Annotated in this window: 24 protein-coding genes; 10 read left to right on the top strand and 14 right to left on the bottom strand. The window is 41.0% G+C overall.

The features are described 5' to 3' along the window. Positions 1 to 117 precede the first annotated feature (117 nt). The 7 genes from CXF88_RS22185 to ppsA all read right to left on the bottom strand — a co-directional run bounded on the left by CXF88_RS22185 (position 118) and on the right by ppsA (position 8,467). Complete coding sequence (locus CXF88_RS22185) at positions 118 to 240, bottom strand: hypothetical protein (protein ID WP_277949088.1); 123 nt, start codon at positions 238 to 240, stop codon at positions 118 to 120. 23 nt (positions 241 to 263) lie between these two features. Further along, entirely contained in the window at positions 264 to 749 is a 486-nt protein-coding gene (locus CXF88_RS11375; RefSeq protein ID WP_101086938.1) for a VOC family protein, read from the bottom strand. A 375-nt stretch (positions 750 to 1,124) separates the two neighbouring features. Further along, entirely contained in the window at positions 1,125 to 1,757 is a 633-nt protein-coding gene (locus tag CXF88_RS11370; protein ID WP_242445138.1) for a 3'-5' exonuclease, read from the bottom strand. A 152-nt stretch (positions 1,758 to 1,909) separates the two neighbouring features. After that, positions 1,910 to 2,326, bottom strand: coding sequence for a MarR family transcriptional regulator (locus CXF88_RS11365; protein WP_101086936.1), 417 nt, complete (start codon positions 2,324 to 2,326; stop codon positions 1,910 to 1,912). 128 nt (positions 2,327 to 2,454) lie between these two features. Beyond that, on the bottom strand, positions 2,455 to 2,910 hold the full coding sequence (locus CXF88_RS11360; RefSeq protein WP_101086935.1) for a DUF1285 domain-containing protein: 456 nt from the start codon (positions 2,908 to 2,910) through the stop codon (positions 2,455 to 2,457). A gap of 9 nt (positions 2,911 to 2,919) precedes the next feature. Beyond that, positions 2,920 to 5,967, bottom strand: coding sequence for an FAD-binding and (Fe-S)-binding domain-containing protein (locus tag CXF88_RS11355; RefSeq protein ID WP_101087221.1), 3,048 nt, complete (start codon positions 5,965 to 5,967; stop codon positions 2,920 to 2,922). Positions 5,968 to 6,097: 130 nt separating this feature from the next. Then, the gene (gene ppsA, locus CXF88_RS11350) at positions 6,098 to 8,467 is read right to left on the bottom strand and encodes a phosphoenolpyruvate synthase (RefSeq protein ID WP_101087220.1); all 2,370 of its coding nucleotides are present in this window, start codon (positions 8,465 to 8,467) and stop codon (positions 6,098 to 6,100) included. 126 nt (positions 8,468 to 8,593) lie between these two features. Between ppsA and CXF88_RS11345 the strand changes: the two genes are divergently transcribed. Continuing rightward, positions 8,594 to 9,406, top strand: a complete 813-nt coding sequence (locus CXF88_RS11345; RefSeq protein WP_101086934.1) for a pyruvate, water dikinase regulatory protein — start codon at positions 8,594 to 8,596, stop codon at positions 9,404 to 9,406. Positions 9,407 to 9,612: 206 nt separating this feature from the next. Next, positions 9,613 to 10,677, top strand: a complete 1,065-nt coding sequence (locus tag CXF88_RS11340; RefSeq protein ID WP_101086933.1) for a 3-deoxy-7-phosphoheptulonate synthase — start codon at positions 9,613 to 9,615, stop codon at positions 10,675 to 10,677. A 146-nt stretch (positions 10,678 to 10,823) separates the two neighbouring features. Here CXF88_RS11340 and CXF88_RS11335 read toward each other — a convergent pair whose 3' ends face one another. Next, positions 10,824 to 12,047 carry an HD domain-containing phosphohydrolase gene (locus CXF88_RS11335; RefSeq protein WP_101086932.1) on the bottom strand — a complete coding sequence of 408 codons (1,224 nt, stop codon included), beginning with the start codon at positions 12,045 to 12,047 and terminating at the stop codon, positions 10,824 to 10,826. A 410-nt stretch (positions 12,048 to 12,457) separates the two neighbouring features. On the opposite strand from CXF88_RS11335, the gene CXF88_RS11330 reads away from it, so the two are divergent. The 7 genes from CXF88_RS11330 (at position 12,458) to CXF88_RS11300 (ending at position 17,289) form a co-directional block, all read left to right on the top strand. Beyond that, complete coding sequence (locus CXF88_RS11330; RefSeq protein ID WP_101086931.1) at positions 12,458 to 13,174, top strand: SIMPL domain-containing protein; 717 nt, start codon at positions 12,458 to 12,460, stop codon at positions 13,172 to 13,174. A 4-nt stretch (positions 13,175 to 13,178) separates the two neighbouring features. Then, entirely contained in the window at positions 13,179 to 13,736 is a 558-nt protein-coding gene (locus tag CXF88_RS11325) for a histidine phosphatase family protein (RefSeq protein ID WP_101086930.1), read from the top strand. 95 nt (positions 13,737 to 13,831) lie between these two features. After that, positions 13,832 to 14,098, top strand: a complete 267-nt coding sequence (locus CXF88_RS11320; RefSeq protein WP_101086929.1) for a Rho-binding antiterminator — start codon at positions 13,832 to 13,834, stop codon at positions 14,096 to 14,098. A gap of 167 nt (positions 14,099 to 14,265) precedes the next feature. Further along, complete coding sequence (locus CXF88_RS11315) at positions 14,266 to 14,703, top strand: acyl-CoA thioesterase (protein ID WP_101086928.1); 438 nt, start codon at positions 14,266 to 14,268, stop codon at positions 14,701 to 14,703. A gap of 182 nt (positions 14,704 to 14,885) precedes the next feature. Further along, positions 14,886 to 15,548, top strand: a complete 663-nt coding sequence (locus tag CXF88_RS11310; RefSeq protein ID WP_101086927.1) for a response regulator transcription factor — start codon at positions 14,886 to 14,888, stop codon at positions 15,546 to 15,548. After that, a complete protein-coding gene (locus tag CXF88_RS11305; RefSeq protein WP_101086926.1) occupies positions 15,548 to 16,162 on the top strand; it encodes a DUF938 domain-containing protein in 615 nt (204 codons plus the stop codon). Before CXF88_RS11310 ends, CXF88_RS11305 begins: the two co-directional genes overlap by 1 nt. A 281-nt stretch (positions 16,163 to 16,443) precedes the next feature. Then, complete coding sequence (locus tag CXF88_RS11300) at positions 16,444 to 17,289, top strand: D-hexose-6-phosphate mutarotase (protein ID WP_101086925.1); 846 nt, start codon at positions 16,444 to 16,446, stop codon at positions 17,287 to 17,289. A gap of 182 nt (positions 17,290 to 17,471) precedes the next feature. Here the strand turns inward: CXF88_RS11300 and CXF88_RS21980 are convergent, their stop codons facing one another. The 6 genes from CXF88_RS21980 to CXF88_RS11275 all read right to left on the bottom strand — a co-directional run bounded on the left by CXF88_RS21980 (position 17,472) and on the right by CXF88_RS11275 (position 22,776). Next, positions 17,472 to 17,645, bottom strand: a complete 174-nt coding sequence (locus tag CXF88_RS21980) for a hypothetical protein (protein WP_174839642.1) — start codon at positions 17,643 to 17,645, stop codon at positions 17,472 to 17,474. 198 nt (positions 17,646 to 17,843) lie between these two features. Next, the gene (gene ushA, locus CXF88_RS11295) at positions 17,844 to 19,562 is read right to left on the bottom strand and encodes a bifunctional UDP-sugar hydrolase/5'-nucleotidase UshA (protein ID WP_101086924.1); all 1,719 of its coding nucleotides are present in this window, start codon (positions 19,560 to 19,562) and stop codon (positions 17,844 to 17,846) included. A 312-nt stretch (positions 19,563 to 19,874) separates the two neighbouring features. Then, on the bottom strand, positions 19,875 to 20,543 hold the full coding sequence (locus CXF88_RS11290; RefSeq protein WP_101086923.1) for a dienelactone hydrolase family protein: 669 nt from the start codon (positions 20,541 to 20,543) through the stop codon (positions 19,875 to 19,877). Positions 20,544 to 20,673: 130 nt separating this feature from the next. Next, positions 20,674 to 20,901 carry a DUF3389 domain-containing protein gene (locus CXF88_RS11285; protein ID WP_101086922.1) on the bottom strand — a complete coding sequence of 76 codons (228 nt, stop codon included), beginning with the start codon at positions 20,899 to 20,901 and terminating at the stop codon, positions 20,674 to 20,676. A gap of 99 nt (positions 20,902 to 21,000) precedes the next feature. Then, complete coding sequence (locus tag CXF88_RS11280; RefSeq protein WP_101086921.1) at positions 21,001 to 21,483, bottom strand: peptidylprolyl isomerase; 483 nt, start codon at positions 21,481 to 21,483, stop codon at positions 21,001 to 21,003. 84 nt (positions 21,484 to 21,567) lie between these two features. Further along, positions 21,568 to 22,776 carry a lytic murein transglycosylase gene (locus CXF88_RS11275; RefSeq protein ID WP_242445153.1) on the bottom strand — a complete coding sequence of 403 codons (1,209 nt, stop codon included), beginning with the start codon at positions 22,774 to 22,776 and terminating at the stop codon, positions 21,568 to 21,570. A gap of 525 nt (positions 22,777 to 23,301) precedes the next feature. Here CXF88_RS11275 and CXF88_RS11270 point away from each other — a divergent pair. Next, the gene (locus tag CXF88_RS11270; RefSeq protein ID WP_041413601.1) at positions 23,302 to 23,661 is read left to right on the top strand and encodes a DUF2750 domain-containing protein; all 360 of its coding nucleotides are present in this window, start codon (positions 23,302 to 23,304) and stop codon (positions 23,659 to 23,661) included. Positions 23,662 to 23,712: the final 51 nt, after the last annotated feature.

The raw sequence follows: 23,712 nt of genomic DNA, 5'->3' as shown, positions 1-23,712 counted from the left end.
TTGATCTCAGCTAAAAATGGGGAGATTACCGCATCCTGCGTATCAGAGTCAGGCTAGCTTTCGTTGATCATGTTAGTTTTCGGTTTATATGCGATGAGAAGCTAAGCATTACCTTAATTAAGCTTTACCACTTGCTTGATGGGTTAATGTGAACGGAGTTTCTAATCCTGAAATACTCCAATGTAGCTTAGAAAATTTACCGCCAGACATAAAAAAGCTACCTTTTGGTAACTTTTTCATGTTGCGCAGAGAAGCTTAAAAAATTACTCGTAATCAGTAGAATAAGTTTCTTCATAGGTGTGCGAGTAAAGTTCAAACAAGTTACCAAACGGATCTTCTAAGTACACCATTTGGGTTAGATTGTTGTCGTCTTCTGGGTGGTAGCGCATGATATCCATACGAGCTTTCCCGCCATATTGCACAGTACGTGCAATTGCCCCCTCAAAATCATCTGTTTGCAAACAAAAGTGGAAGATACCAAGACGGGTGAAATCAACTTCATGACGTTCTTGACGATCTTTCATTTCAAACATCTCAACACCAATACCGTCAGTCGTGACTAAATGTGCAATGTTAAAGCCTTTGAAGCCTTCACCAAATACTGCCACACACATTCTGCCAATAGCCGTTTCACGTTCTTCTTGAACCTTAGTGTTACCCATTACCACTCTTAGACCCAGCGCTTTAGTATAAAACTCAACCGCTTTATCCATGTCGCCAACCATCAAACCTACGTGATTCATTTTCATAACTTACCCCTAAAAACTATTGATTGATTCGTCATTTGTTTCGATGGAGTAATCTTACAGTGAACTAATAATAAATAAAAATTATCAAATATTATCAAATTAATAACTAAAATTAATGACAATTGATTGGTCAAAAAAGTAAGTTTTATCAAGTAATGGCTTAGCCAGAGTTAATATGACAGATTCAGCACAGCAAAGAAGCTTGAAAGCAATCAAGTAGAAATCAAATAGCAGGTTTTATAAATGAGTAGGTAAGCGCAGAGCCAAAGCGGACAGTTTATAAGCACCTAACTCATCGCGATCAGCTATATTCACTTGGCCAAATAACTGTATATTGTCTATTGATTGGTGAGAGACTCACATGCTTTAGGGAGATTAATGGCTCTGTCTTTCTATTTCTAGTTCAATTTCTAGTTCTATTAATAGTGCGGTATGTGCATCATTTGCTGCGTATTTTTTTTGATGATCGTGTAGAGGAAATATTGACCAATTTGATTGTTGTGCGCTCTTTGAGAGCCGTTGATTAAAAAATATCGCAACCGCAACTCTAGCGCCAACGCGTTGTTTAATTCGCGTAAAACGCATCACTTTTGAAGATAGTTCTTCTGTATTGACTAATTTAATTCCAAATTTTCTAAAAAGAATTTTTTTATCTTCTTTCAACCCAAAACCTACCTTCCTAATTGTTGGGTCAGATAATATTTCTGCGATTGCAGTAAAGTTTTCATAAAATTTAGTAGGAAATAAGAATACTTTAGATTTTGTGGCTAGCTGAATTAGATGAGGTCCATCACTGACCTCACCTTTTATAAAACAAGGTTTACTCTCTGTGTCAAACCCTAAACAAGAGTGTGTTCTTAACTCCGCTATTGCACTTATCGAGTCTGCTTTGTTTGTGACAACGATTATATTATCTAGACTAATACCATTATAAATGGGTAAATCACGAATTTGTTCCTTTGTTGGCCTTTCCATTGGATCCTTATTTTCCAGAGAGTCAGTATTCATCCATTGTGCTATTTACAAGGCATAAATCGCTTCTTGGATTTGCCCGATGCCACATCCAAATTATTAGGTAACGGTTTACTTAACCTGCTAACTTTACACGACAAATTGCATGATCTTAGGCCATAAAGAGCGCTAGTCACCGTTAAAAATTATTAACTAAACTGATTCACTTTATTCAACAGCCGCATAAACTCATCTTGCTCGTCATCAGCTAATGCCGCTAAAAAACGTTGATTGACCCACTCAGCTTCATGAATTAAATCTTGTTGAAGCGCTTTACCGTTGTCGGTTAAAAATATTTGGAATGCGCGGCGGTTATCCGCTTCTTGATGACGGGTGATAAATCCCTGGACTTGCAGATGGTCCAGCAGACGAGTCATGGTGTAATTAGCCACATCACAACGTTTAGATAACTCAGTTTGGCTTAAACCTTCCTCTTGCCATAAGGTAAATAATACCGGCCAAAGTTTACTGTCTAAGTCGTAGCGCTTTAAGCGCGTATCAATTTCTTGCTGCAAGGCAATATTAAGATGAGAAATCAGGTAACTTAAACTTTCAAAGCGTTTCAAATGATACCTCCTACATCGTCAGTGAGATAAATTGACTGTGTTAAGACAAATACTAATGCCTACACTGCAGTTCAACCACACTTGAACAGATTTTAGATTACCATCTCTATACGTTAAGAAAAGCTCTTTTAGTCAAAAGATAAGTATTCATTGATATAACGATAATAACAGGCTCGGTTTAATTGCCCCACCAAGCCTCTGATTAATGGCGCGTATATGCCATCATCTGTGACGATAATATCTGCGATATTAATGGCTGAGAGCTGCGTACCTATGCTGCTGGTAAATATCAACTGACTATCATTTACCTGAACTTCCGTTAATGCGGCTTGATGATAGTCCACCAGCAGGAATGGATAGGCTTCAACGGTAACTTTGACTTTTTCGACCGGGGTGATTAATAAATACTCATTGTCGATACAGTGCAAAATACTACTGAACAAAGCCGCAAACTTTGCAGGCAACGGACTATTGAGGTAAAGCCAATCGCCATTAGCTTGAATATGAAACAGCGCTTCATCACTGCAAAGTGCCACACCTTGAGGGTGAGTATACGAACCTAATGCTGCTGTTTCATCTGTCATTATGCTTACCTATCCGAGTAATTTAAGTAGCGCTTCTATAGGGTGTTGCGGTTTAAAACCAGCAAAGCGTTTAACTTGGCTACGACATGAATAACCAGATACTAATACTTGGCTATGCTCAGCAATTTTCTCAATGCTTGGTTGCCAAGACATTTCAAATAACTGCTCTGAGCGTTCAAGGTTTTCCAGTTCATGGCCATAGGTGCCCGCCATACCACAACAACCTAAATTAACGCTGCTTAGTTTGGCACCAAAGTGGCTAAATATCGCTTTCCATTCATTAGCCGTATTAGGTTTGGCTGTCGATTCAGTACAATGACTAAACCAGGTGAATTGCGGTGCATCTGTTGCTAAAGCAGATGCTTCACTTCGGTTTACTACTACATCGGTTAACCACTCATTGGCCAATAGCACCTCAAATGGCCCACGACGCTGACCTAAGACCTCTTTGTATTCGTCGCGATAACATAACACTAATGCAGGATCTAACCCCACCATCGGCATGCCAAGGGCATGTACGCGGTTTAAGAAATCGGCACTGTTTTGCGCTGTTTTAGCAAATTTGTCTAAAAAGCCTTTAATATGAGTCGGTTTGCCATTGGGCTTGAATGGCAGTAATACGGGTTTAAAGCCTAACTTTTCGATTAATTGAATAAACCGATAAACCAAACCTGCATCGTAAAAACTGTTAAATGGATCTTGCACTACTAATACATGTTTACTGCGCTGCGCTTGCGGAATTGCGCACAAGGCTTCTAAATCGTAACCACGGCTAGCATGACCATCTAAACGCTGTTTTAGTGTCGGCACGGATAACTTAGGCGCATCTACATAACCAATGGCTTTTTTAATCACCCACTTGCTCAGCGGATTTTGCGAGGCCAAATTAGTCAATTTAGGCATCGCGGCCATCAGTGGTAAGGAATCTTCGATACCTGCAACTAAATAATCTTTGGCTGGACGTAAATAGCGTTTGTAGTAAATATTAAAGAACTGGGCTCTAAACTTAGGCACATCAACTTTAACCGGACATTGGCCCGAACAGGCTTTACAGGCTAAACAACCTTTAAGCGACTCCATAACTTCGTGCGAGTAATCATAGTCGCGCTGGTTATTGAGGGTATTTTGAGTACGCTGCATCCACCCTAGTGGTTTAGATTTTGCTAACGCGTCAACATCAACACCTTCGGCTTCAAGTAAACGTAACCATTCGCGCATTAATCCAGCACGGCCTTTAGGTGATTGCACTCTATCGCCAGTGACTTTAAATGACGGACACATTGGTGAGTAACTGCTGTAATTAAAACATAAGCCATTACCGTTACAGTTCATCACATCTGGAAAAGCATCACGCACTTGAACGGGGATTTGTCTGTCGAAACTGCCGCGTTTGGCGCTGTCGACGTTAAACATTAATGGGCCAGATTTAGGAGGCGCCACTAATTTACCTGGATTTAAGCGATTATCAGGATCAAACAAGCCTTTGATTTGCTCAAGCACAGCATAAAGCTCATCACCAAATACCGCAGGGCCATATTCACCACGGACACCTTTACCGTGTTCGCCCCACATTAAACCGCCATACTTAAGCGTTAAGGCGGCAACTTGATCAGATATCACTTTCAGTAATTGCTCGTCGGCAACATCACACATATCTAATGCTGGTCGCACGTGCAGTACACCTGCATCCACATGACCAAACATACCGTATTGTAAATTATGGCTATCGAGCAGTGCACGAAACTCCATAATATAGTCGGCTAAGTTTTCAGGTGGTACGGCGGTATCTTCGGCAAACGCTAATGGTTTACGACTGCCTTTTGTTGCACCCAATAAGCCAACGGCCTTTTTGCGCATGGCATAGATACTGTCAATATCCGTTCTGTCGGTAATAACTTGAAAACCCACTAAACCAAATTGTTGTTGGCTGAGCTGCCCACTGAGCATATCTTCTAGCAAAGCGACTTTCTGTTTCACATCGTCATCTTCGCCAGCAAACTCGACCATATTAAGCCCTTCAATGGTCTTATTAGGTACCGCTTTAATTTGCTCGGCAACTGAATGCCAAATAATGTCTTCGCGGGCAAGGTTTAGTACTTTTGAGTCAACCGTTTCGACTACCGTTGCTTTAGCTTGTACCAACGATGGGGCATGACGCAACGCAGATTCAAATGAATCATATTTGATGTTGACCATCATGCGGGTTTTCGGCAATGGGGTCAGGTTTAGCTTGGTTTCGGTGATCACCGCAAGCGTACCTTCTGAGCCCGTTAAAATACGCGATAAATCAAACTGGCTTAAATCATCGTTCCACACATGCTTTAAATCATAGCCCGTTAGAAAACGATTCAATTTTGGAAAACGTTCAATGATGGTGTCACGCTTTACGCGACAAACTTCTGCGACTTGACTGGCAATGCGATTTCCTAGTTGGTTGTCACCAAAAGGTTGCTCAGCCAGTTTGTCTTGGTCGATTGGTGTGGTGGTTAATACACTGCCATCAATCAGTACACTGGTTATGCCTAACACATGATCCGATGTTTTACCGTAAACCAGTGACCCCGCACCAGAGGCATCGGTGTTAACCATGCCGCCAACTGTCGCGCGGTTTGACGTAGATAAATCTGGACTAAAAAAGAAGCCGTGCGGGCGCAAAGCATCATTTAACGCATCTTTAACCACACCGGCTTGTACCCTAGCCCAACCTTCCTCGGCATTAATTTCTAGCACTTGGTTTAAGTGGCGTGACACATCTAAAATTAATCCGTGGGTAAGCGATTGGCCATTTGTCCCCGTTCCGCCGCCACGCGCACTAAAGGTCACTTGTTTATATTGTGGTTGTGCCGCTAACGATAATACCAGCTCGACATCTTGTTGATGTAGAGGATATATCACCGCTTGGGGCAAAAATTGATACACCGAATTATCGGTTGCCTGAATAAGCCGCGCACTGTAACGCTTGTCTATTTCACCTTCAAACTCGCTTTGTTCAAGCGCGTCAAGATACTCAAGATAGATAGGTTCTAATGTTTGTTTATGTGATAGCAAAGGTAACATAGAGGACTTATTATTTATTGGCATATTGTAACCATTATAAACAAAAAAAAGCCGCTAAAAAGCGGCTTTTATTACAACTTGATAAAAATACAGGTTGGAGAATAAATAAACCTGTAATTTTTACTATTATTTAGCCATGTGCTTCGGCTAAATATAACCAAGTGTCAATGACCGTATCAGGATTAAGTGATACAGAATCAATACCTTGTTCAACTAACCATGCAGCAAAGTCGGAATGATCTGATGGGCCTTGGCCACAAATTCCCACATAAGCACCTTTTGCTTTAGCCGCTTTAATGGCCATTGAAAGCAATGCTTTTACTGCATCATTACGCTCGTCAAACAAGTGACTGATGATTCCTGAGTCACGATCAAGCCCTAATGTTAACTGAGTTAAGTCATTTGAGCCGATAGAGAAACCATCAAAATGCTCAAGGAACTGGTCAGCTAGCAAGGCATTTGAAGGTAGTTCACACATCATGATAACGCGTAAGCCATCTTTACCGCGCTCTAAGCCTTGCTCTTTCAGTAACTCAATGACTTGAGATGCTTCATTGACGGTACGAACAAATGGAATCATCACTTCAACGTTGGTTAAGCCCATTTGGTTACGAACACGTTTAATCGCTTCACATTCAAGCGCGAAACAATCGCGGAATGATTCAGAAATATAACGGCTAGCACCACGGAAGCCCAACATTGGGTTTTCTTCATCTGGCTCGTAACGGTCACCACCCACTAAGTTTGCGTACTCGTTGGACTTAAAGTCAGACATACGTACGATCACTTTCTTCGGATAGAAAGCCGATGCAATAGTGGCAATACCTTCAACTAAACGCGCAACATAAAACTCAACAGGCGAGTCATAACCCGCGATCATTTCGTTGATTTCATTTTGCAGTTCAGCAGTCTGACCGTTGAAATCAAGCAAAGCTTTAGGGTGAATACCAATCATGCGGTTAATGATGAACTCTAAACGCGCTAAACCGACACCTTCGTTAGGCAAACGTGCAAAATCAAATGCACGATCTGGGTTACCCACGTTCATCATAATTTTCATTGGCAAAGGAGGTAATGTATCAACACGGTTAGTGATGATTTCAAAATCTTGTTTACCTGAATAAATTAAACCGGTATCGCCTTCTGCACAAGATACTGTGACGATGTCGCCCGTTTTGATACGGTCGGTAACATCACCACAACCTACTACAGCGGGTACACCTAATTCACGTGCAATAATTGCAGCATGGCAAGTACGACCACCACGGTTGGTCACAATCGCACTAGCACGTTTCATGATAGGTTCCCAATCTGGGTCTGTCATGTCGGTCACTAACACGTCACCGGGTTCAATTTGGTCCATTTGATCAATCGAGGTTAATACCTTCGCGATACCGGTACCAATTTTATGACCAATTGCACGACCTTCACAGATCACGTCACCCTTCGTTTTTAAGTGATAACGTTCAATTAACTGGACATCTTCACGACTACGAACCGTTTCTGGACGAGCTTGAACAATATACAACTTACCGTCGTTACCGTCTTTTGCCCATTCAATGTCCATCGCACGGCCATAATGCTTTTCAATAACCATTGCTTGCTTAGCAAGCTCCATGACTTCGTCATCGTTAATCGAGAAAATACGACGCTGTTCAGCAGAAACATCTTCAATTTTAACTTGCTTGCCATGGCCAGCATCATCAGAGTAAACCATCTGAATCAACTTACTGCCGATATTTCGGCGCACAACAGCTTTATGCCCTTGCGCTAAAATCGGTTTGTGCACATAGAATTCGTCTGGGTTAACCGCGCCTTGTACAACCATTTCACCTAAACCAAAAGATGAAGTGATAAAGACAACGTCATTGTTTCCTGACTCAGTGTCCATGGTAAACATCACACCAGAAGCTGCTTTGTCTGAACGTACCATACGTTGTACGCCAGCAGATAAAGCCACACCTTGATGTTCGTAACCTTGATGAACACGATAAGAAATTGCACGGTCGTTAAAGAGTGAGGCATAAACATGCTTAATTGCTAGCATGACCGCATCAAAACCTTTAACGTTTAGGAATGTTTCTTGTTGGCCTGCAAAAGAGGCATCTGGCATGTCTTCAGCGGTAGCTGATGAACGCACTGCAAATGACGCTTCTTGAGTTTCGCTTGACAACTGCTCGTAAGCTTCACGAATAGCGTCTTCTAATGCCGGCTGGAATGGGGTTTCAATAACCCACTGTCTGATCTGCGCACCTACTTTTGCCAGTTTATTGACATCATCAACATCCAATGTCGCCAGAATGTCAAAAATCTTCTGGTTAACTCCACTTTGTTCAAGGAACTCATTGAACGCATGCGAGGTCGTTGCAAAACCGCCAGGAACTTGAACCCCTGCATTAGCCAGATTGCTGATCATCTCTCCAAGGGATGCATTTTTACCGCCAACCTTGTTTACATCGCCCATGCCTAATTCTTGATACCAGAGTACGTATTGCTGCACAGTTTTATCTCCGCAAGTTTTTATTTCAGTGGCCACTTCACACGAGGGCAAGAGCATCTTACACTCCCATACAACAAGCGTAAATCTATAATTTTATTTGTAATTTTATTACTACAAGAGGTCAGAATGACACCAAAAGTATTCTATATTTCAGATGGGACCGCGATCACAGCAGAGGTTTTTGGACATGCCGTACTTTCGCAATTTCCTATAGAATTTGAAGCACTTACGATTCCATTCGTTGAAACAATTCAGCGAGCTCAAAAAGTTAAGCAACAAATAAATGATTGTTTTATTACAACAGGCGAAAGGCCGCTTGTGTTCCACTCCATCATTAATCCTGAGATCCGCAATGTGATTTTTTCGAGTGAATGTGTCGATTATGACTTTTTGAACACCTTTGTTGCGCCACTAGAACAACACTTAGGTGTACAAGCTAAACCTTTATTACACCGAACTCATGGTAAAAGTAACCATGGTTATGAAACCCGTATCGATGCGATTAATTACACCATGGAGAATGATGACGGCCAAACCATGAAACACATGGATAAAGCTGACATTATTTTATTAGGCGTGTCTCGTTGTGGTAAAACGCCATCAAGCTTATATCTGTCAATGCAGTTTGGTATAAAGGCTGCAAACTACCCGTTTACTGAAGATGACATGGATAACCTCAAGTTACCTGAAGCATTGAAACGCAACAAATCAAAGCTCTTTGGCTTAACTATCGATCCTCATCGTTTGCATGAGATACGTCAAAGCCGCATGGAAAATAGCCGCTACTCTTCATTAAGACAATGTCGACTAGAAGTGAAAGAAGTCGAAATGCTGTATAAAAAAGAACGTATTCCCTTTGTAAATACCACCAACCATTCGGTTGAAGAAATTGCCACCAAAATTCTTGATATCACCGGTTTAGAACGTCATATGTTCTAATTTATAAACAATCATTTTTTGCATGAAATAGAATGAAAAACCAGCAAAAGACGAACTTAACCCAGGTTGATTCGTCTTTGCCTTTTACGGCAATCTGTTTTTTAACCGTTAGAATCCGAGGCTAAGCCTCGCATCTTGAACTTCTTTGGGTATATAATCCCGTTCAATATGATGCAGATGCATCTCACGATTTCTCGGTAATATGCATGACAATTAAAACAGATGAACTCAGAACAACCTTATTAAGCAAAGTTATTTCTCCTGCTCAGTTGGCTTCAGAATATCCATTAACGCAAAATGCTGCAGACTACTTGGTTGCGCAACGTCGTGAAGTAGAAGCAATTATTGCCGGAGAAGATCAGCGCTTACTGGTCATCATTGGCCCTTGCTCAATCCATGACACTAAAGCAGCACTCGAATATGCAGAGCGTTTGTCGGCCTTACATCACGAACTAAAAGATGACTTGTGCATTTTAATGCGGGTGTATTTTGAAAAGCCACGCACGATTGTGGGTTGGAAAGGCTTAATTTCAGATCCAGATTTGGACGGCAGCTTTAGCCCGAATAAAGGCTTGCGTATGGCACGTCAGTTATTACAACAAATCACTGAACTCAAGTTACCTATCGCCACAGAGTTTTTAGACATGGTGAACGGCCAGTACATCGCAGACCTTATTACCTGGGGTGCTATTGGTGCACGTACTACTGAAAGCCAAATTCACCGCGAAATGGCTTCTGCATTGTCTTGCCCTGTTGGCTTTAAAAATGGTACTGACGGTAACATCAATATCGCTGTTGATGCGGTACGTGCCGCACAGGCGCCGCATATTTTTTACTCTCCAGATAAAGATGGCGCTATGGCGGTTTACCGTACCCACGGCAACCCATTTGGACATATTATTTTACGTGGTGGTAAAACCCCAAATTATTCAGCTGAAGATATTGAAGTTGCACGCGCACAGCTTGAACAAGTGGGCGTAACTCAACGTATGGTGGTTGATTTTAGCCATGGTAACAGTGAGAAACAGCATAAAAATCAGTTAAATGTTGCCGATAGTATTATGGCGCAGCTGCGCAGTGGTAGTACCGCAATTGCTGGTATTATGGCAGAAAGCTTTATGATTGAAGGCAACCAGAAAGTGGTTAAAGACGAACCATTAGTGTATGGCCAAAGTATTACCGATGCGTGTTTGCATTGGGCTGATTCTGAAAAACTTTTACGAGATTTAGCTCAAGCTTCGAAAGAACGCAAAGCCTTACTAGCACAGTAATCGCCCTACTACCGGTTAATGGGCTAGCACACCAAAGCTAACTCAATCCTGTTTATATATCGGCTGATATCGACACTGTATAATATTGTTTAACAATGCCAGTCCCCAGGACTGGCATTGTTGTTTATACGTCTCTATCAATAACGTTAATCCTCTTCGAGCAAAGATGCTTTTGACAACACAGAAAATTGTTCACTAATGACCATAAAGCTATCGACCAATTTAGGGTCAAAGTGTTTGCCTTTTCCTTCAAGAATCAACGCCATCGCTTCTTCATGACTAAAAGGCCTTTTGTAACATCGTGGTGAGGTTAATGCATCGTACACATCGACTAAAGCTACAATTCTGGCTGACAACGGGATAGATTCGCCTGCTAACCCATTAGGATAACCACTGCCATCCCACTTTTCATGGTGAGCGCCGGCGATGTCACGTCCCATTCGTATAAATGTACACTGAGGGGCATACGCTAATAAACTGTTAAGCACTTTTTCTCCAATCACAGGATGAGCCTTAATCTGCTCAAATTCTTCTACCGACAAGCGCCCTGGTTTTAACAAAATATGATCGGCGATACCCACTTTGCCAATATCATGCAAAATGGCTGAGAGGCTAATTTCTTGAATAAAAGCGTCAGTTAACTCTTCTGGAACATGTTCATCGGTTAATCTTTGTTTTGCCAGCATATTGGCATACTGCTGCATTCTAATCAGATGCGCACCGGTTTCATTATCACGATACTCTGCCAATTTAGCTAAGCCCATAACCGTTGCCGTACGAGAGGCTAAAGTGGACTCTAATGAGTGAGTTAACTTACCCAATAAATAAGAGGTCGACTGAGTCACTATTGCATTAGTGACGAGAAAGTTAATCACCACTACGTACCAAATTAAGGTTGAAAACCCGTTTATATCAGGCCATACAACAAGCTCATAATGATAAGCGATACCGATTAATAATAACGATATACCATTAGCCACCTGGGCCCATACCGCCATTTTTTCGCCAAGAAGAATACTGCTCAAAGGAGGGAAAACGAATAACCAGAAAAAACCTGCCCCAGAAGGGCCAATAGCGAGTAAAAAACCGATGCCGATACCAAATGCAAGATAACACCCAATAGTAAATTTTTGTGTATCGCTAATTCGTGGATAAAACAAAATGAATAATAATACCCCGTAAGCCACAGTATCAAATAGTGCCATGCCCCAAAGGTTTTGAACAATACACAGATATACGCTGGTGATGTAAATCGGGATACATAACAAAGCCAACACACTAAACAGTCGCGTGAAAATGATCCGACGCCATATTGGTAAGCCATCATCAAAACCATGTTGAATAAGCGGTGCTGTTAACCGAGATGACATATTAATTCCTTTTAAAACGATGTAAATCTAACACCATTACATTCCATTAATCGCGCAAACAGACTTATTTAGATGACCGAGTCGTATAAATGTCAGATCGATTTAAATAACAACATGAGCCAGTCATACGCCAACCTAAGTATTGTTGCTAGACAAGCATTAAGCAAAACTAGGATTAAAATTAATCCATAAAACCAATATTCAACTCATATTCGATTATGATTGTCATTAATTTGGGTGCTTACCATTGCCAATAATCCATAATATTAGCGAAAATATTGACGTTTCATGACGTTCCATGACGTTCCATGACGGTGTGATGCGACAATTAACACGCTATAACAAAAAGTAACGTTAGCCACAAAGCCAACGCTACTCCATCACTCCCCACCTATAATAAGGATGTTGTTATGCAAAGTTCGTCTCGTAGTGCTGCTATTTTCGGAATATTAATTGCACTGGGCTTAGGCGCATTAGGCGTATTACTCAAACAAGCCATTGTCGAGTACAAGTTACTCGACCGCAGCGTCACGGTAAAAGGCCTGGCAGAAAATGAATATCCTGCCGACATCGTCATTTGGCCGATACAATTCACCGCAGCCAATAATAATCTCGATGAACTCTACAAACAGCTTGAAACACAAAACAACCAAGTGGTTAACTTTTTAGCCGAACAAAATATCGATCCCAAACAGATCACTCTCGCCGCGCCCACTATTACCGATAAATTGGCGCAACAGTATGGTGGAAATCAACCAGTAGAATTGCGCTATACGGCGTCGCAAACCATTACGGTATATTCTAATGACATAGATAAAGTTCGCGGGGCTATGCCTCAATTAACTGAGCTAGGTAAAATGGGCATTGTTTTCTCGCAAAATAACTATGATGCCCAAGTCGAATATATTTTCAGCCGATTAAATGACGTTAAACCAAAAATGATCGAAGAGTCGACCACTAATGCACGTTCAGTTGCTGAAAAATTTGCTACCGATTCACAAAGCCGATTAGGTAAGATAAAAAAAGCAACTCAAGGACAATTCAGCATTAACAATAGAGATAAAAACACGCCATATATTAAACAGGTACGGGTCGTATCTACCATCGAATATTATTTAGCGGATTAACACCATGAAACAATCAATCATTAGAGCCGTTTTCGGCTGTATGAGTTTAATCAGCGTATCATTAATGGCACAGACGCCAATCGTTGCTCCGATTGCGCTTAACAATACCGCCGTAAATAGCGATAACAATACTAAGAGCAATCAAGTTATTTTTATTGTCAGACATGCAGAAAAACTTGCTGGAAAAGACCCTAGCTTATCTGCACAAGGACAATTACGAGCCCTGCGTTTAGCTAAAGTACTGTCCAGTACGCATTTAGATAAAGTGTACACAACGGATTATAATCGCACCCGTGAGACAGCCACCGCCGTAACGCAAGATCAGCAAGTGGATTTAAGTGTTTATGATCCACGTGATATGGCGGCATTTACCCAACATCTATTAACTCAACAGGGTAGTATTTTAGTGGTCGGACACAGTAATACTTCGACAGATTTAGTTGAAGGTCTCGGGGCAGAAAAACAAATACCCATTGCAGATGCAAGTGAGTTTGATCGCTTATACATAGTGACCCTCAATGCCAACAAGCAAATGGTTTCTACTGTGTTGTTACGCTATTAGCGGGTCATTGAAAGTGAGTAAATGATAGCTGGTAAATGATTGTTAGTGAGTGATGGTTTTTAGCAAAAGACATAGCAGACAAATAGGAGACGGACATGAACCCAATTAAATGTGAGATTTACGATTATATTGAGATCATCTGTTTGTATCGCTATAGGGTCAAACTAACATTAACAGATGGAACCCATCTTCAAGGTCAATTTGATCGAACATTGTATGTCAGTCGCAATCAACAAAAACATGAAGCCATTGCGGGTATTAATCAACAACAGCAAGCGATTGAAGTGATATTAACCGATATCACTTCAATTGATGTTCTCAGCCAAAATGCCTCATTTAGCCATATCTCGTTAATCGAATAGTTTACTCTACCCAACTCATCGGAACATTTACCTTAAAGGCCCGCGAAATTTGGCCCTTGGGTGACTAAACAGGCGCTACAACATCGACAGAGATCCGCGCAATACAGTATAATACGCGGCTTTTTTCGCTGAATTCTTTGTTGATCTGCATAACATTAGGTAGTTGTATGTCCCTTGCTCAAAACCCTGCTCAAACTCAAAACCATTTCCCTGATGACATTGCTGCACGTATTGCTCAATCAGAAGCGCGCGTTATAAAGGCTATTTTCCCGTCTAATACCAATCACCATAACACCTTATTTGGTGGTGATGCTTTAGCATGGATGGATGAAACAGCCTTTATCGCCGCCACCCGTTTTTGTCGTAAATCATTAGTGACCGTCAGTTCTGACCGTATCGATTTTAAAAAAGCGATACCCGCAGGCAGCTTAGCAGAGCTGATTGCTAATGTGATTCATGTTGGTAATACATCACTCAAAGTTGAAGTGAACATTTATGTCGAAGATATGTACAACGATCATCGAGAACATGCAATACGCGGAGTATTTACTTTTGTTGCGGTAGATGAAAACAGAAACCCAACCCAAGTGTGGCCACACAATTAATACATCCTTGCTAATGTAGTCAGATAGATGGCTGCATTAGCACTTTATTTACTCGACTAAAGTCTATAATTTTACGGTTTTTATTCAAATCAATCACAATGTGACATAAAGCAATAGAATACTCGATTACTTTTCTGTTACATTGAGTTTATCTTCACGTGCAACATAGAATAAAAAACGCCATGAAGCTCGAAAATTTAAACATCATCATTGCAGATGATCATCCATTATTCCGTAATGCCTTAAGGCTAGCGCTGAGTAATGCGTTTGAACAAACTCAATGGTTTGAGGCCGATAGTGCCGAAGCGTTACAAAGGGTTCTTGATCAAAAAGAGACCCCATTTGACTTAATCCTGCTGGACCTACAAATGCCTGGATCGCACGGTTACTCAACCCTGATCCACCTTAGAACTCATTATCCAGATATCCCCGTAGTGGTGATATCTGCCCATGAAGACATCAATACCATCAGCCGAGCGATACATTATGGCAGTAGCGGATTCATTCCTAAATCTGCGTCAATGGAAGCGTTGGCAGAAGCATTAAATGCGGTGTTATACGGTGATATTTGGTTGCCAAAAGGTACTCAAATCGTGCCAGTTTCTGATGACCCAACCGATAAAATGGCCAGCCGATTATCAGACTTAACCCCGCAACAATATCGCGTGTTACAGATGTTTGCAGAAGGGTTACTCAACAAACAAATTGCTTATGATTTTGGGGTATCAGAAGCAACCATCAAAGCGCATGCCACGGCGATATTCCGTAAACTGGGTGTTCGCAATCGCACTCAAGCGGTGATAGCATTGCAGCACTTAGAAATGGACAGAATTGATATCTCGTAATGCCTCAATCATTATCGCTACAACAGCTGCCTTTTTCACAAGCGTGTGAAAATAATAAACAGCCTATCTTAACCCTATTGGCAGAGTGGTTTGCCAATAGGCAACATATACTCGAAATAGGCAGTGGTACAGGCCAACACAGCGTCTATTTCGCTGAACACCTTCCTCATGTCCGCTGGCAACCAAGTGACCAACAACATTATTTACCTACCCTACAAGCTCGGCTCAATTTGCAAACACAACCCAACTTACAACAGGCAATCGGGCTTGATGTCACTCAACCATGGCCCCTGCTTGTATCTGATATAGATGCCATATTCAGTGCTAACACCTTGCACATTATGAGTAAGCCAATGGTTGAAGCGTTCTTTGCTGGCGTTGGTAGTGTATTGCTTAATTCAGGCTCATTAGCAGTTTATGGTCCCTTTAATTATCAAGGCCAATTTACCAGTGACAGTAATCAACAATTCAATTTATGGCTGCAACACAACAACCCTGATAGTGGTATCCGTGATATTGAATGGATCTGCCAGTTAGCACAACAACAAGGGCTAATACTTCAAGAAGACATCGCCATGCCAGCCAATAACCGTCTGCTACATTTTAGTAAATAACCTCAACTCTACATTAGAGATGGGTTAAATCGATACAGTGTGATGATTTCAAATCTGTAATATCAAAACGCGTTATTTTGCTAACAAGGCGAATTGAACTCGTAATCGCTTATCTATGGCAAGTGATGCAATGCTTGGTACTGAATCAATAGCGGTTTGATGTTTACTTATTGACTAAAGTTGACCGTTAACACCTCTAAATCATCCAAACGATTAGTGACTTACTTGCCAAAAACCTTGTAAGCTATCGACTAGAGTCAAAATACACAAGGACACACACTATGGGTTCGGTTACCACTAAAAGACATCCCAATGGTCTTGATTATGTTGCTGTTGACACAGCACTTTGCCAAGCACGTATTTTTATGCAAGGTGCACAAATAGATCAATTTATACCTGTAGGTAAAGCACCACTATTATGGGTTTCAAGTGCAGATGATTACCAACCTGGTAATGGTATCAGAGGAGGAATACCCATTTGTTGGCCTTGGTTTGGTATGAGCGACACTCCAGGGTTTCCGCAGCATGGTTTTGCTCGAAACAAAACCTGGTCGCTTGAATCCGTCAAAATGCGTAACCAATTAGTAGATTTAGTTTTCACCCTGCCCGCCAGTGAAATGGATAAACAATATTGGCCCCATAATACCCAAGTAAAGGTGTTATTCACCTTAGGCGAAACCTTATCAGTCAGCTTGGTGAATACTAATAATGGAAATGATAACGTGAAGCTTACCCAAGCATTGCATAGCTACTTTCCTATTGAAGATATTCATCAATTGCAAGCGAGTGGCTTTAGCGGGTCACAATACATTGAATTTGGTGAAGGGCCATTTAAACAAGTCGATGATGTCGTTAAATTTGAACGAGAAACCGACAGGGTTTATACCCTATTAGGTGATACTCAGGAGTTACATACACAAAATGGCACCATTGTAGTCAGTCGCGAAAACAGTCAATCAGCGGTTCTTTGGAACCCTTGGATAGACAAGTCGATGCGCCTTTCACGCTTTAATGCAGACGATTACTTAACCATGGTGTGCTTAGAAGCCGCTAACGTGTTGGAAGACTGCGTGGTGTTAGCACCTGGACAAAGTCATACATTAACCACTCATATTGGCTGGAAATAACACACCTAATTGAGTGAGATAAACAGCCATTCAGAGAACGTCATAGCTTTATAATAGAAAAGGCAACCTAGGTTGCCTTTGTTACTTTCAAATATCCATTTACGATTTCAATACTCTGCCCAATACCATCATAAGCAATTCAACAAGCAACCTCTGATAACCGATAACTGTTTAAGTTAATATTAACTAATGCTTCTATTTTTAGATTTTTTAAACAAGCCAAACCAAAAGGCTGTTTCAAGCAATCCACCTGCCACAAAAAAAGTCACCGCTCCCGTTTGGCTACCGGCTAGATAACACGTTAGTGCAAGCACAATTAAAGTGACTAACAACAATAATCTGTAGGTACCTGTCATATTAATTTCTCTCAATCCTATACATGCACTGTTCAGCAATAGTAACAAAACCTATTGATTACATTACCGCTTTATTAAACCACGAGTCAACTAAACTCTCGCCAATAAAAAAGGCAGCCGAAGCTGCCTTTGTTGCAATCTAACCTTAGCTCGGAATAATAAATGGGTACCCCATCTATTAACCTAAATTGAGTTTAATTAGTTTGCAGTAACTTCACAACCTAGTGGGCTGTTTGAGTTTTCATAAACAATGTCACCTATTGGCGCATAGTCAGCGGCAGCAATAGTGCCTTTGTCTTTGAAGAAAGTGTATAACACTTCAGCATCAACATAACCTGTTTGGATTGGGTCTAATGTTGGATAACCGTCACCGCCAGCAGCATTAAAGCTTGGTACAGTGAAGCTATATGAATCAGTGGCACTGTAATCCTTACCATTAATTTCACTGATAGCTACTGTTTGCGCAGTACAATCAACCGTCATTTTCACACCAGTGATTTGGGCATAAGCACCAGAACCACGTTGGAAAGATGCTACAGTATTAAGATACTCAGTGACTTCTGCACCTGTCATAGTGCTCAACGTTACCATGTTGCCAAAAGGCTGCACAGTTAACACGTCACGATAAGAAATATCACCCGCTTGAATAGAAGCTCGTACGCCACCAGAGTTCATCACGCCGATATCTGCACCCACTTTAGTACGCTGTGCTTCAGCAACTAAACGACCTAAGTTAGTTTGCATATTACGTACATTTGCACGCTCACCGTCTAATAATGCATCTGTAGTAGCAATAATCTCATCAAGTTGGCCTTGACCACGTTCTTGGTAATAAGAAAGTAGTGCTTTTAAATCTGCATCGGCTGTGATTTCATCAGCAACTAAAACTTTAGTTTTGTTACCTTCAGCATCTTCAACCGTTTTCTTCAAATTAACCGGAATTAACTTGTAGCTTGCAAGATGAAGCTCACCGTTGAAATATTCAAAATCAGCACGGCCAACATACTTACCCCATTCATGAGCTTGCATAATGTAAGTGCCATTTTGCATGTCAGGAGTACAAGCGTCACCAGGAGCAAACTCTGCATAGTCGTTAGTATCTGGTTCCATACATACAGGGTTTTGTGAGTGACCACCAATAATGGCACTTAAATCACCTGCAGCTAGTGCGCGAGCTAATGTTACATCGCCAGGAGCATTACTACCATTTTGCGCATCAGCATAGTGACCCATATGAGTCGTTGCGAAAATTAAATCAGCGGTATCTGCAGCTTTAATTTCTGCAATCACTTTAGCTGCTTCAGTTGTTGGGTCAGTAAAGGTTAAATCTTTAATAAATTCTGGGTTACCGATTTTAGCCGTGTCTTCGGTGGTTAAACCGATAACAGCAACACGAACACCGTTAACGTCAAACACTTTATAAGCATCAAAATAACGAGTACCGTCTGCTTTATAAATGTTTGCCGCAAGCATTGGGAAGTTTGCTACTGAACGTTGAGAATCTAATACTGCTAATGGGTTATCAAATTCATGATTACCGACAGCCATTGCATCATAGGCAATTTCGTTCATACCGATAAAATCTGGTAATGCATCTTGTAAATCAGATTCTGGAACACCTGTGTTGATGTCACCGCCAGATAGCAATAACGTTTCGCCACCGTTTGAACTGACTTCAGCACGAATTTGGTCGATCAACGTCTTACGCGCTGCCATACCATATTCGCCATCACTGTTAGACCAAAAACGGCCATGGTTATCATTGGTGTGTAATACTGTGAATATTTTACAATCTGCACCTGCTTCGGCACATGTTGTTGGTGCTACGACTGCTGTATTGTCGTCGTCACTGCCACAACCGGTTAACGCTGCTAGTACAGCCGTTGCGACTAATCCTTTAATTAACATATTTGTCATGATTTACCCCGATGTTATAATTTATATTTTTAAATCCGTGAATTATCCTATTCACGGCCAGAATGATAACAAAGATTGACGGATTTTGATGTCACTTTTATGACAGAATGTGATTTTAAATACACTATTTAACAGCAGCTTACCCTTTAACAATTCCCTGAGAAAAACAATAACCATGTTAACGGGCTTGTTAATGCAAAGTAAAAAAATGGCTTAAGCATTTTTACTGCTAAGCCATTTAAATAGATTGGTTTTTTAAATACTACGTAACACCATCGATTATCCCAAAACAAGAACAATACTTATTTTGCATTATTTCAAAACTTGTTGTAACCATTGACCAATATCAACAAGTTGATTAGGTAATACGCTGTGAGCCATAGGATAGGTTTTCCAAACACTCTGATAACCTGCTGTTATCAGAGCATCATGTGCCATTTTCCCCGCAAACATAGGGACTACATCATCTTGCTCACCATGATTTTGGAAGATGGGAGTATGAATATTGGCGTCAGCAAGTTGCTCTGGCAATGCTTCTCCACCAGGTAAATAACAAGATAATGCCATAATACCTGCCAGTTTTTGTTCAAAACGCAGACCGGTAAACAAACTCATTACTCCGCCTTGACTAAAACCCGCTAAGACTATTTTATCTGCTGGTATACCGCTGCTGATTTGATCGACGATTAGCTGACGTATTGCTTGCTCAGACGCCATAACACCTTGGATATCTGCACGGTCATGCAAATCCATGCTTTTGATGTCGTACCATGAACGCATCACAAACCCGCCATTAATCGTCACAGCTTGCTCTGGTGCATGAGGGAAAATAAAACGAATACTATGCTGACTATTTAAGCCTAATACTGGTACTACTGGTGCAAAACCAGCACCAGAATCGCCTAAACCATGTAACCAAATGACACAAGATGTTGCAGGTGATTGCGGTTCAATCACGATTTTATCTAACTGAGCAGTCATATTTATTAATCCTATCAATACAGTCACAATATTAGTGGCTATCTTACGTTAATTGATTTTTAACATCGAACGATTCACGTTTAAACATCATAAATAATCTAGTGTATTCAGATAGATTTATGACTAATGGCTATTGTGCGTGGATCCCGGTGTGATCAAGTAACGCCTCTAATTGCGCTGGATTATCAAGTTTGAGACTCCACCGCACCGTCCCCGCATCGGCAACAATCACTAAACCTTGATGAAAACAGCTAATATCATCTACTGACGCAGCAAGCACCAGTTGACTATCATGAAACCGGCATTGAATCTCATGCACAGTGACAATAATTTTACCCAAAGAAAAATCAATAACCATAATAACTCACTGTAAAAACAAAAATCCCAAGTATTCACTTGGGATTTATACAAGAATTAAGTTGCTGTTAAATTAAGAATTAACAGCAAATCAATCTCATTAGTGGTGATGACCACCGGCACCATGGGCGTGGCCATGAGCAATTTCTTCATCTGATGCATCACGAGCACCGACAATTTCGATGTCGAATGTTAATTCACGGCCAGAAAGTGGATGATTAACATCAACCGTTGCCATGAATTTACCCACTTTAATGATGGTAACTTGACGTTGACCTTGTTCAGTGTTCACCACTGCAGCCATGCCGGGTTTCCATACTTTTGCGCCGACAAGATGTTTAACTGATACACGCTGCTCTGAATCTTCTTGGCGTTCACCATAAGTGTCAGCGGCTGGCGGAGTAATAGTAAACTTTTCGCCAATTTCTTTACCATTAATAGCAGCTTCGATACCAGGCATCATGTTGTCATGCCCATGCAGATATGCAATCGGCTCACGACCTTCATTTGATTCAAGCACATCGCCTTTTTCATCACGTAGCGTGTAATTAAACTGCACTACCATATCGTCTTTAATGATCATTATCGTTCCTTAACTCTAAAATTTGCCGAAGCTTAGCAAAAGCGTGCTAATGCATCCACAAAAAAGTAGCCTTTTAGGTGGCCATTATAATTTGATGCCTAATGCATTAAATGTTTGTTCGTCAGGAAATCCATCCGCAATTAGCCCTTTTTGCTGCTGAAAAGCTTGCAAACCTAGCACTGAATTACGACCTAAAATGCCATCTGGCTTACCGACATCAAACCCAGCATCATTCAGTTTTTGTTGTAACTGCTTTACCGTTTCTCGGCTTAACCTTGGCTGCTTAGGTACCGCACGTGTTAATTCCGCACCGCCATTAATTCTGTCGGCTAAATGACCGACTGCTATGGCATAAAATTCAGAGCGGTTCCAACGCATAATCACATTAAAGTTGTCATACCCTAAGAAAGCTGGACCCGTATGCCCTGCTGGTAAATATAAAGCGGCTTGCATATCTGGTGTCGATAACGGCTGACCATTAGATTTTTTAATATCAAGCGCTTGCCATTTTACTAATGGTAACGGGTGTTTACCGCCCAAGTAAGCAAACGGGTAATCAACAGGTAATAATACTTCTCGTCCCCATCGCTCATCTGCTTTCCAACCTAGGTGTTGTAGAAAGTTAGCTGCAGAAGTTAATGCATCCACTTCACTATTCCATAAATCGGCAATACCATCACCGTCACCATCTACTGCATACTTACGATAGTTAGTTGGCATAAATTGGGTGTGCCCCATCGCCCCAGCCCACGATCCAACCATTTTGTTATCTGCGAAATTATATTGCTGCTTTAACTTCAACGCTTGTAATAACTCGCCAGTGAAATAATCGCTACGCCTTGGATCGCATGCTAGCGTTGCCAATGAATCGAGCACTGGCATGCTACCTTTGTAACTACCAAAGTTGGTTTCTAGGCCCCAAAAAGCAACAATATATTGCCCAGGCACGCCATACTCTTTTGCTAGCTTAGTTAATAATGACCCATGTTTAGCCATCATTTTTCTGCCTTGTTCAACCCGCCATGGTGTGACGCGTTTGTCGAAGTAATCACCAAAGCTAGTGGTAAATTCTGGCTGCTGATTATCTAATTCAATCACCCTAGGGACAAACTTTAAATTTGCCACCGTTGTATCAATAATCTGCTGTGAAATCCCTGCCGTTTTTGCTTTTTGCTGTAAATTAATCACACAGGTAGCAAAATCGGGATGCTCTTGAACTGGAGTAACATCAACAACAGGATCGGGTGATGCCGACACAGCACAGGCACTCAATAAGGTGCTAGATACAAACATTGAAGCAATAAACACAGAAAAACGTCTTTTATGAGCCATGAACAACACTTATTTTACAAAAAATCAATATTGAATATCGTGACGCATCGGCTTTCAGTAAACAAGACCTGTTAACATTAAACCCTGTTTATTTATGCCAAATTCAAGTGAAAAATAACAACACCGATGACAAGTGATTAATAATGAAGCCGTCACTCAAAACCACAGACACTCGTCTTAATCGCTGCACTTGATTTGAGTCATACAAACAGCTTGATAAATAAGCGGGTCAATAACGCCAAGACTATCGATTGATTTAAATGACCCAACGAACGACAGCGAATACAGTTACAACATTGACGCATTTAATCGTGTTAGTTTCTAATAAGAGACTAAATGCCCGATTTGCGTCTAGATTCTGGGGCAATTTAGTTTCTAAATGACCACCAAGGATCCTCATAAACAAAATTGTCATTAATTAAGCCTTTTCCTTATTCATTGAGTCCGTATAATGATGTTAATTCTCACTCATTTAAGCGATTTATCATGACAGAACAAACAGCAGCACTAACAGGCTTTATCGAAAGCGTAAAACAACATCAAGTCTTATGGGGCTTACAAGATGAAACAGGTGAAGGTTGGGTTGTATGTGACTCATCAGAATTTGAAGAAACTGATGTTATGCCACTTTGGTCAAGTGAAGCTGCTGCAAAAAGCCATTGCACTGATGAGTGGGCAGACTACAACCCAGTGACTATTACACTGACTGAGTTTTTAGAATACTGGGTAAGTGATTTAAATGATGACGGTGTATTAATAGGTGTTGATTGGGAAGCTGAACAAGAATGCCTAGAAATTGACCCTATCGTATTGGCTAAAGAATTAGTTGATTTTGAAAAAGAATAATCATTAATTGATTTGATCTTACTACCCAAGCTGTTCAGCCATTGAACAGCT

It is taken from the genome of Shewanella sp. ALD9 (assembly GCF_002836315.1).
Lineage (GTDB): Bacteria > Pseudomonadota > Gammaproteobacteria > Enterobacterales > Shewanellaceae > Shewanella.
Note: the sequence above shows the minus strand (reverse complement) of the source record. Positions and strands in the feature narration are given on the sequence as shown.

Coding starts and splice junctions, on each gene's coding strand:
- CXF88_RS22185 (WP_277949088.1), bottom strand. CDS start 240: ATGAAAAAGTTACCAAAAGGTAGCTTTTTTATGTCTGGCGGTAAATTT.
- CXF88_RS11375 (WP_101086938.1), bottom strand. CDS start 749: ATGAAAATGAATCACGTAGGTTTGATGGTTGGCGACATGGATAAAGCG.
- CXF88_RS11370 (WP_242445138.1), bottom strand. CDS start 1,757: ATGAATACTGACTCTCTGGAAAATAAGGATCCAATGGAAAGGCCAACA.
- CXF88_RS11360 (WP_101086935.1), bottom strand. CDS start 2,910: ATGACAGATGAAACAGCAGCATTAGGTTCGTATACTCACCCTCAAGGT.
- CXF88_RS11355 (WP_101087221.1), bottom strand. CDS start 5,967: ATGTTACCTTTGCTATCACATAAACAAACATTAGAACCTATCTATCTT.
- CXF88_RS11345 (WP_101086934.1), top strand. CDS start 8,594: ATGACACCAAAAGTATTCTATATTTCAGATGGGACCGCGATCACAGCA.
- CXF88_RS11340 (WP_101086933.1), top strand. CDS start 9,613: ATGACAATTAAAACAGATGAACTCAGAACAACCTTATTAAGCAAAGTT.
- CXF88_RS11335 (WP_101086932.1), bottom strand. CDS start 12,047: ATGTCATCTCGGTTAACAGCACCGCTTATTCAACATGGTTTTGATGAT.
- CXF88_RS11330 (WP_101086931.1), top strand. CDS start 12,458: ATGCAAAGTTCGTCTCGTAGTGCTGCTATTTTCGGAATATTAATTGCA.
- CXF88_RS11325 (WP_101086930.1), top strand. CDS start 13,179: ATGAAACAATCAATCATTAGAGCCGTTTTCGGCTGTATGAGTTTAATC.
- CXF88_RS11320 (WP_101086929.1), top strand. CDS start 13,832: ATGAACCCAATTAAATGTGAGATTTACGATTATATTGAGATCATCTGT.
- CXF88_RS11315 (WP_101086928.1), top strand. CDS start 14,266: ATGTCCCTTGCTCAAAACCCTGCTCAAACTCAAAACCATTTCCCTGAT.
- CXF88_RS11310 (WP_101086927.1), top strand. CDS start 14,886: ATGAAGCTCGAAAATTTAAACATCATCATTGCAGATGATCATCCATTA.
- CXF88_RS11305 (WP_101086926.1), top strand. CDS start 15,548: ATGCCTCAATCATTATCGCTACAACAGCTGCCTTTTTCACAAGCGTGT.
- CXF88_RS11300 (WP_101086925.1), top strand. CDS start 16,444: ATGGGTTCGGTTACCACTAAAAGACATCCCAATGGTCTTGATTATGTT.
- CXF88_RS21980 (WP_174839642.1), bottom strand. CDS start 17,645: ATGACAGGTACCTACAGATTATTGTTGTTAGTCACTTTAATTGTGCTT.
- ushA (WP_101086924.1), bottom strand. CDS start 19,562: ATGACAAATATGTTAATTAAAGGATTAGTCGCAACGGCTGTACTAGCA.
- CXF88_RS11290 (WP_101086923.1), bottom strand. CDS start 20,543: ATGACTGCTCAGTTAGATAAAATCGTGATTGAACCGCAATCACCTGCA.
- CXF88_RS11285 (WP_101086922.1), bottom strand. CDS start 20,901: ATGGTTATTGATTTTTCTTTGGGTAAAATTATTGTCACTGTGCATGAG.
- CXF88_RS11280 (WP_101086921.1), bottom strand. CDS start 21,483: ATGATCATTAAAGACGATATGGTAGTGCAGTTTAATTACACGCTACGT.
- CXF88_RS11275 (WP_242445153.1), bottom strand. CDS start 22,776: ATGTTTGTATCTAGCACCTTATTGAGTGCCTGTGCTGTGTCGGCATCA.
- CXF88_RS11270 (WP_041413601.1), top strand. CDS start 23,302: ATGACAGAACAAACAGCAGCACTAACAGGCTTTATCGAAAGCGTAAAA.